General features: G+C 47.7%; 6 protein-coding genes and 1 pseudogene. 2 read left to right on the plus strand and 5 right to left on the minus strand.

From position 1 onward, the window contains the following. Positions 1–306 precede the first annotated feature (306 nt). Together QUA24_RS18565 and QUA24_RS18570 are read right to left on the minus strand one after the other, a co-directional pair. Positions 307–2,118 (minus strand): NFACT RNA binding domain-containing protein, encoded by a 1,812-nt coding sequence (locus QUA24_RS18565; RefSeq protein ID WP_333231139.1) that lies wholly within the window; start codon positions 2,116–2,118, stop codon positions 307–309. A 238-nt stretch (positions 2,119–2,356) separates the two neighbouring features. Beyond that, positions 2,357–3,910: pseudogene (locus QUA24_RS18570) on the minus strand (phytoene desaturase family protein). Positions 3,911–4,162: 252 nt separating this feature from the next. Between QUA24_RS18570 and QUA24_RS18575 the strand changes: the two are divergent. Next, positions 4,163–4,750: a hypothetical protein gene (locus tag QUA24_RS18575; RefSeq protein WP_333231141.1), complete on the plus strand. Its 588-nt coding sequence runs from the start codon at positions 4,163–4,165 to the stop codon at positions 4,748–4,750. A 42-nt stretch (positions 4,751–4,792) separates the two neighbouring features. On the opposite strand, the gene QUA24_RS18580 is transcribed toward QUA24_RS18575, so the two are convergent. The 3 genes from QUA24_RS18580 to QUA24_RS18590 all read right to left on the minus strand — a co-directional run bounded on the left by QUA24_RS18580 (position 4,793) and on the right by QUA24_RS18590 (position 7,388). Continuing rightward, on the minus strand, positions 4,793–6,196 hold the full coding sequence (locus tag QUA24_RS18580) for a tetratricopeptide repeat protein (RefSeq protein WP_333231143.1): 1,404 nt from the start codon (positions 6,194–6,196) through the stop codon (positions 4,793–4,795). A gap of 84 nt (positions 6,197–6,280) precedes the next feature. After that, positions 6,281–6,388: a DUF2281 domain-containing protein gene (locus tag QUA24_RS18585; protein ID WP_333231145.1), complete on the minus strand. Its 108-nt coding sequence runs from the start codon at positions 6,386–6,388 to the stop codon at positions 6,281–6,283. 517 nt (positions 6,389–6,905) lie between these two features. Beyond that, on the minus strand, positions 6,906–7,388 hold the full coding sequence (locus tag QUA24_RS18590) for a hypothetical protein (RefSeq protein ID WP_333231147.1): 483 nt from the start codon (positions 7,386–7,388) through the stop codon (positions 6,906–6,908). A 210-nt stretch (positions 7,389–7,598) separates the two neighbouring features. Here QUA24_RS18590 and QUA24_RS18595 point away from each other — a divergent pair, with 210 nt between their 5' ends. Then, positions 7,599–7,784, plus strand: coding sequence for a ribbon-helix-helix domain-containing protein (locus QUA24_RS18595; RefSeq protein ID WP_172188865.1), 186 nt, complete (start codon positions 7,599–7,601; stop codon positions 7,782–7,784). The last annotated feature ends 306 nt before the right edge of the window (positions 7,785–8,090 follow it).

Raw genomic sequence — 8,090 nt, forward strand, 5'->3', positions numbered from 1 at the left:
ATGTAAAGTTTTGTAATAAAACTTTACATTACAGGCGAATATAAATTGTGATATCGTTTCCGGTTGCATCGGAATGATTTAACAGCAGAGGGCGCAGAGAACGCAGAGGGAGAGAATACAGAGATGAATAATTCCGATGCTACCGGATTTGATATTAGGGGGCGAGCGCACTCCCAGTCACTTTGTATAATCAACCCTAGGTTCAAAAATCCGGTTTCTGCGTAGGTTTATCGGTTCCAAACAGGTTATTTGAGGTAAAAACGAAGTTTCGATTGCCGATCGACCCTTTTACTCACTTTATATAAATTATGCCGGAGCTTGCTGCGGTCTACCCCAGACAATCCGCTCCTGCTTGTATACAACCATACCCGGTTTTGCGCCTTTGGGCTTGTATACATATTTCGGTTCTGTATAAACCACCGGGACTTGTTCGCTGTGGCGGGCGCGACTGTAGTAAGCAGTCATGTCGGCGGCAAATTGCAAATCGGTTTCTTCAGCCACAGTACCGGGTTCCAGACGCAGCAAAGCGTGACTTCCGGGAATCTCTAGGGTGTGGAACCACAAGTCGTAGTCGTTGGCGGTGCGAAAAGTGAGTTGGTCGTTTTGGCGGTTGTTGCGCCCGATTAATAATTCAAAGCCGCTGGGGCTTTGGTAGCGGTGAAATTCGATCGCAGCATTTTTGTCGGTACTGCGGTAATCTGGTACGTCTAGATATTTTTGCTGGATCAGTTCTTCGCGGATTTCGGCGAGGGTTTGCAAATCTTGGGTGTTCCGGTAGGTTTCCAATACTGAAAGTGCGACTTCAACTTGTTCTAAATAGTCGATTTCTTCCTGTACGGCGGCTAATAAAGGTTCTACTGCTATGCGGGCTCTTTTAAGTTTTTGGTGTTTTTTGTAGAGGGCTTGAGCGTTTTGAACTGCGTTTTTTTCCGGGTTTAGGGAAATGACAACTGGTTTTTCGGTTTCAAAGTCGGGGAGAGAAATTGATTTCATTCCCGGTTCCCAATGCTGCAAAGAAGCCATCAGCAAGTCGGCTTGGGATTTGTGGGTGTCGGCGTCTGCAGATTGCTGCAATCGTTCTTTAAATGTGTTGGCTTTGAGGCGCAGTTTGGCTAGGACGTTGTTGAGTTTTTGGGTAAGCTGATGCCGCAGTTGGGCGAATACTTCTTGATTGATTTGGCCTGTGTAGTAGCTGTTAAGTATTTCTTGAACCGAAGAAGGAAGTTCGGCAACGGATTCTGTAACGGATTTAACGGATGTCAGGAAGGAAGAATTAGAGGGCGCCGAGTACGGGGGCATCGCCCGTACATTTTGATTTTCTGGTGTCGGCCAATCGATGACTGTGTAGCCTTCGGGGGTAAAACTCGGGTGAAATTTGGAGTTTTCTAGGCATTGCAGCCAGTATAGCCAGCGCTGGAATAGTTGCTGCCAGTCGTCGGGATTGAGGCTGTCGGTGGATTGTTCGGGGTCTAAAGAAGCCGATCGAATCATTGCCAAAACTAAGGCTTTACTCATCCCTCGGTAATTCTTCAACAGATTGCCCTTTAATTGCCCAGGAACAAGGCTAATTCGTGATTGCCAGCGGTTTTGAGATTCGCTCAGACTAGGCACTGCATCGGTCAACGACGGGGGCATTTCGTAGGGTTGCCCGGTTTGGATGGGACGGACGGTGGACTGTTTGGCGCTGACTTGGTGGGCGCAGGTGACAACGAGGTTGTCTTGGGCGGTGAGGATGACGTTGCTGTACTTGCCCATGATTTCGGCGTACAGGTGCCAGAGGGCTGGTTCTCCGGGACGTTTGGCGAATTGCAAGTCGATGACTCTTTCCCAGGATGAAACAGGGGCGATGGAAACTAAGGCTAAACCGCTGAGTTGGTGCCGCAGTTGTTCGCTGAAGGTGAAGGTATCGGGAATGCGGGGCGGGGGGTCGCCGACGCAGATGCGGGCGGCCACAGGATGCCAGGAAAGGTCAATCCAGCCGCGCCCTTTCATGGTACGCAGCGCCAGGGACACGGTAAATCGATCGCGCTGGTAGACTTGTTCTAAGCGCGCTGGCAGCCATTGGGCTCGCAGTTCGCTGCAAGCTGCGGTTAAAGTTGTAAAGTCTACGGGTTGCACGGTGGCCTCTTTGCGATCGAACTATCTATTTCTATGCTGACAGATATCGGTCACATTTTACTAACTAATATCAAATTATTGTTTACTCTTGGGTTCGCATCCTTCGCTATGAAAGCCCTTCAATAATCCCGTTAACAAATAACAAATAACAAATAACTAATAGACATCTCCTAAAAAGTAGGTTTTGAACAGACATCCTGCCTGTTCCACAATAATTATGGGAGATATCTAATAACAACTAACTAATAACTTCCCGAATCAATTGCAAATGTTTGTCCAAAGGTGCGATCGTATTGGCGGCGATCGCACCGCTAGCAGCAACAGCCGGCAAACCAATTCCCGGAAACGTCGAATCTCCGCAGCAATACAGCCCCGCTAAAGGCGTTGTCGGCCCGGGAAACAAGCCGTTACCCGCCCGAATTCCGGGCCCGTAGGAACCGCGATGGCGGCGCAAAAACCGTTCGTGGGTGAGGGGTGTCCCAACTAAGGTGACTTCGCAGCGCGATCGAATATTGGGGATAATTCTCTCTAAGGCTTCCCACATTACCTCGGCGCGCGCTTGTTTTTGCAGCTTGTACTCTTGGCTGGTGCGATCGAGCTTTTGCCACAAATCGTAAGGCTCGTTTCCGGGGGTATATGCGTGAATGACGTGCTTTCCCGGAGGCGCGAGGTCGGGGTCGAGCAGGGAGGGAATCGAGACGAGAACGACGTTCTGAGGGGCCGAAACGCCCATTTCCCAGTCTTTGACGAAGATGTAGTGACAAGCCAAGTCCGATCGCACTCCGGCAGCATCAATTCCCAGATGCAAGTGCATGAAGCTGTCGCACTCGGGCGTGGCCTGCCTCTCTTGCCGAAACCTTTGCGGGACAGAGGTTTCAGGCAACAGTTTCAGGGTATCCCAAACGGAAGCGTTGGAGACGACGGCTTTGTGCGATCGAATAATTTTGCCCGATCGCAGCCGCACGCCCGCAGCCCGGTTGTTTTCCACCAAAACTTCTGCAACGTGGGAATTTAGCAGCAACTGCCCTCCGTGGCGGTCTAAACCACGTACCAGGGCATTTACCAAAGCTGCACTACCGCCGATCGGATAGTCCAAAACTGCATTGGGGCGATACCAGTCGGCGAACATGAAAGCGACTTCGGCTGCGATCGTTCCGTCGGCGGGAAGTCCAGACAGCAGGAAACACAACAAATTCAGCCAATTTCGGACAAACGGATCTTTGACGTTTTTGTCCATAATTTTGCTGAAAGGGCCTGCAAGTGCGATCGCGTCGCCAGCACTTTGCAGGAAAGCCGGCGCAAATTTGCCGAGGGTAAAAACAGCGCCCAAATCGAAGCGCAAAGCCAGGGATGGCAAGGCTGTGGCAGCTTTGGCGTAGGGTTCCATGATGCCCTGGAGTTGCCGCCATTCGGCGACTGCTTCCGCGCCGCGCAGTTGTGCGAGCACTTCGCCAAATTGACTCGCACCGACGGATGTGTCGAAATCGCCTTCTGGCAAACAGCAACCCCAGGTATCGTAGGTGATGCAGGGGAGTTTTTCGCCGATCGCATCCAAAACTTGCCGCAGGGGATTCGCAGACGGGCTGTAGGATAATCCTCAGTACAGGGAGGGCCCGGAGTCGAACCTAAATCCGTCGCGTTCAAAACCGTGTGCGGCGCCGCCCGCGATCGAATGGCTTTCGCAAACCACAACCTCAAAGCCATAGTGGGCAAGCATTGCAGCGCAAGTCAAGCCGCCTATCCCGCTGCCGATGACGATGATTTCTGTGTCTGTGGGGGCGATCGCAACCATGTTTTTCTCCGCTACTTCAGCTAATATTATCAATGTCTTGCAGCTTTAGGACTTAAGCATTTAACAGATGCGATCGTCCCTAGCCCTCCAAAACACAAGGCGAGTAGGGGGTGGGACAAGAAGCTGTCAAAGCCCCCCTTAATCAGGGCGAAGCAGCAGTAAAAGTCAACCCCTAATCCCCGATTTTTTGGGGAATTTAGGGGGATATCGACTCAGCTACCACCCTTAAAATACAAATCTGTATATTATTAAATGGAAAATATATCTCTTCTAGAACAAGCTGCCCAATCTAATTCTCAACCATCTCCCGACGCTGTAGTCGCCGCCCTCCTAGAAGCTGAGAAAAACGCGAAAAAAAATAAAATTCGCTATTCTTTCGAGCAATTAATCGGCAACTGGCAACTCTGCTTTATCACGGGCACAAAAAAGACTCGACAAAAAGCGGGGATTGTGTTGGGTGCGGGACGTTACATCCCTCAGTGGATTGCGAAAATTCAAATTGCTTATGCGGCAGAACCTGTTGCTGAAGGGGAAGAGAATAGCGAAATCGGCAGGGTGGAAAATTCGGTGCAAGTTGGGGCGATTGTACTAACTCTTTCCGGGCCGACTAAGTTTTTGGTTAATAAAAATATTTTAGCTTTTGATTTTACCAGAATTACGGTGAAATTGTTGGGTAAAACTGTGTATCAAGGATTTATTCGCGGTGGAGAAGCGCGGGAGGCGGAATTTTTTAGTTTGAGTGTGGGGAAGCAGGCATTTTTTGCATATTTTCTGGTAGAAGATGGAATAATTGCGGCTAGGGGAAGGGGCGGCGGATTGGCTTTGTGGGGGAGAGTTTAGCGGTTCTTAATTGCCTGCAATATAGCCGGTAATTAACCTTGTTCATTGGGGAATTGGCGGGATATTGGTTCTGCTTGGCGGTTGACTTCTGTTGTTTACTGCATCAATATTACTCAAAGTAGTAACTTCCCCAGCGCGATCGCCCACTTCCCGCAGAATAGGTAAAGCTTGGTTATAGTATTTCAATGCTTCTTGTGGTTGGGAAATGCTGTTGTACGCAGCACCAATATTAGTCAAAGTAGTAGCTTCCCCCCTGCGATCGCCCACTTGGCGCCTAATTGGTAAAGCTTGGTTATAGTATTTCAATGCTTCTTGCGGTTGTCCGATATTGTAGTACGCTGCACCAATATTATTCAAAGTAACAGCTTCCCCCCTGCGATTGCCCACTTGCCCCAGAATTGGTAAAGCTTGGTTATAGTATTTCAAAGCTTCTTGCGGTTGTCCGATACTGTCGTACACTCCACCAATATTAGTCAAAGTAGTAGCTTCCCCTCTGCGATCGCCCACTTCCAGCCAAATTGGTAAAGCTTGGTTATAGTATTTCAAAGCTTCTTGCGGTTGTCCGATACTGTCGTACACTCCACCAATATTAGTCAAGGTAGTAGCTTCCCCTCTGCGATCGCCCACTTGGCGGCTAATTGGTAAAGCTTGGTTATAGTATTTCAATGCTTCTTGCGGTTGGGAAATGCTATCGTACACTTGACCAATACTACTCAAAGTAACAGCTTCCCCTCCGCGATCGCCCACTTCCAGCCAAATTGGTAAAGCTTGGTTATAGTATTTCAATGCTTCTTGCGGTTGGGAAATGCTGTTGTACGCAGCACCAATATTAGTCAAAGTAGTAGCTTCCCCCCTGCGATCGCCCACTTGGCGCCTAATTGGTAAAGCTTGGTTATAGTATTTCAATGCTTCTTGCGGTTGTCCGATATCGTCGTACACTTTACCAATACTACTCAAAATAACAGCTTCCCCCCTGCGATTGCCCACTTCCCGCGTCATTGGTAAAGCTTGGTTGTAGTATTTCAAAGCTTCTTGCGGTTGTCCGATACTGTTGTATACTCCACCAATATTATTTAAAGTAGCAGCTTCCCCCCCGCGGTCGCCCACTTCCCGCACAATTGGTAAAGCTTGGTTGTAGTATTTCAAAGCTTCTTGCGGTTGGAAGATTCTGTTGTAGTTAACACCAATATAATGGAGTGCTTTTGCTTCACCTATTCTCTCTTTCAATTGTCGCGCAATGGCTAGAATTTGCTGCCATGTTTCTATTGCCTGTCGGGCTTCTTGTCCTTGCTGTCCCTGTTTTATTGCTTGCTCTATGAGTTGCTTTAATTTTTCAAGCTGTGAATTTTGACTTTGCGCCCAACTCGGTTGAACCATCAGCGGCACAGTCATAGGAGTCAGAGACACACCCCAAACCAAAACACTGCTGATAATTTGTTTTATCATTTTCATAATTTACCAAATTCGATTAATAGAATAGGCATCAAACGCAGAATCTTTAATTAATATGAGTATTTAACAGAAGTCTCATTACATATAATCCTTAAAATCTTCTAATGGCTCGTCAAAATCGTCAGATATTAAAATTAAACCCCGCTTGCTGCCAAACAGTGGTACACGGCGCTTTTTATGAGGCATACCGATGATTTTCTATTGGTTGTGCGAGCGCGCTCTAGAAATTCTCCAATTTTTTTTCATTCCTCTCTGCCTTCATCTGACAAAGCTGCGAAAAACTCTTTCATTCTTTTCAGCTTCTCCTCATGGTTGACAGGGGAAACTTCCCGCACTTCAATCAGAACTTCGTAGCCGTCAGGAATGTTAAATTTGTCTTACAGTTGGATGTTTTTACCTTGTTTTATGCCTTTAACTTGGATTAGGCTCGGATTTCATCGCTTGCCTGAGATAAATTGCAGATATCAGGTCAGACCAGGTAAAGTTTTCAGGCAGTTGATCGATTAAGCTGCGGACTTCTTCTTTATGATTGATGGTTTCCATCGATTTTAGTAAAGAGAGTATAGATTTTAATTGTAGTACAAGCGATATTGAAGCGATCAAGCTTTTAGCAAAAGTTCATTCCAACTGATATTTTACATTTGTTGCAACAGTCAGGCGGGGGTTTTAACCCCCGACGGACTACGGGATTTGTGTTTTTTAATTAAGCCCGATCGCACACAACCTCAAACACACCCCCTGGAATAAACCGACACAAAGCCCTCCGCCGATCGTCCGCATCTTGGCGATTGACAAAACGCGCAATTGTATAGTGATCAGCATTCGGTAAAATTCGGACGATCGCCCAAGAATTGCGATCGCCCCCCTTTGACTTTTCAGGTGTTTTCGAGATCGAATTTGAGTTGAGTTCGATCGCGGGGCGATCGGCGATCGTCGGAGAATTTGCTTTTCTGAGAGTGTTGAGGTAGCGGGTGATCGTACTTCCGTTCAGATTCGCCCCCACGCGCAAAATTAGAAACACCGCAAAGCTTTCGAGCTCTGGCCCAGTCATGCGCGCGCGATCGGACTCAAAATCCTCATCAGAGTAGCTGCGGATACCCGACAGCAGTTGCGTGATGCCAAAATCATTCAAAGCTTGTTGATAGCCGCGGTTATATTCGCTGCCGTCGCTCACAGGCTTTACCATAGTAATTGTCTCCTTTTATGTGGATTGTCTCCTTGTATTTGGGGAACCATCAGCCAGCGCGGGCCCTGCAAAAGTTCAGCGCTGGCTTTTGACTCTCTAAGAATATAGCGCATAATGCAGCATATTGCAACACTTTGCTGCATATTCGACAAAATTGTCTAAAATACTCGACAATGACGATCGGCTTAAATAAAAAATAATTAACCTCTAATGGCTAAACGTATATCAACCTCCATAGCAGAAGGAATTTATGACCTACTTCAAGAGTGGGCAAATGAAGAACGCCGTTCAATCAGCGGCTTGTCAGCATTCATTTTGGAACAAGCTGTGAGAGAACGTCAAAAACAAATGCAAAAACAGTCCCCACCATCCGATGAGAAACAGGAGAAGAGTTGAGTGGACGCATCAAAGCCAAAGAAACCGGATTTTTTGCCGGCTGTAACGAAGTATTTCGCAAAAAAAGCCGGTTTCTGATCACCCCTGCGTCCAGAACTATATAAAATTTATCGGCATAGATTTAGGTTGGATCTCAGGAGCAAGCGGTTTGTGCTGTTTGAATTGGTAAAATAACCAATTAGAATTAATAGAGTGCGATCGCTCCGACTCACAAGAGTAAAGAATTTGGGTAACCGTTCAGGGGGTGCGCCTGGGGCGCACCACCCTAAGAGGAGTTGTAAAGAATTTGGGGAGAAAGGCGGGCGT

Origin of the sequence: Microcoleus sp. Pol12B5, from assembly GCF_036701335.1 — a bacterium.
Lineage (GTDB): Bacteria > Cyanobacteriota > Cyanobacteriia > Cyanobacteriales > Microcoleaceae > Microcoleus.

Bases quoted from the DNA above. Each gene is read 5' to 3' on its own strand.
- QUA24_RS18595 (WP_172188865.1), top strand. From the start codon at position 7,599: ATGGCTAAACGTATATCAACCTCCATAGCAGAAGGAATTTATGACCTA.
- QUA24_RS18585 (WP_333231145.1), bottom strand. From the start codon at position 6,388: ATGCCTCATAAAAAGCGCCGTGTACCACTGTTTGGCAGCAAGCGGGGT.
- QUA24_RS18590 (WP_333231147.1), bottom strand. From the start codon at position 7,388: ATGGTAAAGCCTGTGAGCGACGGCAGCGAATATAACCGCGGCTATCAA.
- QUA24_RS18575 (WP_333231141.1), top strand. From the start codon at position 4,163: ATGGAAAATATATCTCTTCTAGAACAAGCTGCCCAATCTAATTCTCAA.
- QUA24_RS18580 (WP_333231143.1), bottom strand. From the start codon at position 6,196: ATGATAAAACAAATTATCAGCAGTGTTTTGGTTTGGGGTGTGTCTCTG.